1 protein-coding gene is annotated in these 1,225 nt (G+C 32.2%); it reads left to right on the top strand.

The window, feature by feature from the left end; translation table 11 throughout:
* Positions 1-96: 96 nt before the first annotated feature.
* On the top strand, positions 97-1,116 hold the full coding sequence (locus NJD71_RS13505; RefSeq protein ID WP_319052416.1) for an RNA-directed DNA polymerase: 1,020 nt from the start codon (positions 97-99) through the stop codon (positions 1,114-1,116).
* The last annotated feature ends 109 nt before the right edge of the window (positions 1,117-1,225 follow it).

Below are 1,225 nucleotides of genomic sequence, written 5' to 3'. Positions count from 1 at the left end.
GGCTTGTTTTAGGATGTTGACGATTTGGTTGTCGCTAAAGCGTGTCTTTTTCATAGGATTCTCCTGCTGATGTATTCTAGCAGTTACTCTCTATTTATGAGTGTTCTTATTTATTGGGGGGATTACCCAGGTAATCAAGATTGGAAAGTAAGTAGAATTCATATAAGAAAAACTAAAGAGAATAAGAAGATTTTAGTCTTAGGAAAATATGACACGTTAAGAGTTGTAAATCGCCAGATAGATAAAGAACAACTATTCGATATGGGATTTTCAGACTATAGAGAAGACGATGACCCATTATTGAAGTTCAAGATTGGAGCAAGATTTCAGGCTCATGCTGATATTTCCAACTGCTTTGGTAGTATCTATACTCATTCTTTGACCTGGGCAATTGCCGGTAAAGCAGATGCAAAGGTTAAAGTAAACCGTAAGAAAAAAAATTGGTATAACGATCTAGACTCACTTTTAATGAATACTAATAATGGTGAAACACACGGTATTTTAATAGGTGCACATGCATATAACTTAGTTTCTGAAATTATACTAGTAGTAATCGACTATCAACTAGCTGAAAAAGACTATAAATTTATAAGGCATATTGATGATTATATTTGTTTAACAGAGAATTATGAAAAAGCAGAAAAATTTTTAGCTGACTTATCTAATGAATTGCGGAAATTCGGTCTAATTCTTAATGGTAAAAAAGTTTCTATAGAGGGCTTACCAGCGACAAGAAACTCAAGTTGGATTGTTGATATTTCCAATCATCCAGTAAGCTTAGTAGATTATCTGAATTATAATTTAATGGTTAATTATTTAGACTTCCTATTGAGTTTACTTAAGAAAAACAACGATGATGCTACTATATTAAACTATGGTATAAAGGTTATAACTGGAAAACGTGCTTCTAATAATGCTGTTGCATACCTTATTGATACAGTGCATCATTTAGTTATGATTTATCCATACCTTGTAGGTTTACTTGAGAACCAGTTATTTGAGAGGTATAAAGTGAATGTTTCTACAATCAAAAATATATCTGTGAATCTTCTTCACTATGGTACTGAGCGTAATAGTTATGAGCTTGTAGCATACTCAATATATAGTCAATCTTAGATAAAACCGATACAATATTTATAACCAATTCATTTAGTGAAATAAACGATGACCTATTCAATCGACTTTCGCAAACAAGTGTTACGAAGCATTAAAGACGGCATGACCA

It is taken from the genome of Psychrobacter sp. PP-21, assembly GCF_033790785.1.
Lineage (GTDB): Bacteria > Pseudomonadota > Gammaproteobacteria > Pseudomonadales > Moraxellaceae > Psychrobacter.
The sequence above is the reverse complement of the archived record's forward strand: the minus strand, read 5'-3'. Positions and strand labels throughout refer to the sequence as shown.

Excerpts from the sequence above, each read along its gene's own strand:
- NJD71_RS13505 (WP_319052416.1), top strand. The coding sequence starts at position 97 with ATGAGTGTTCTTATTTATTGGGGGGATTACCCAGGTAATCAAGATTGG.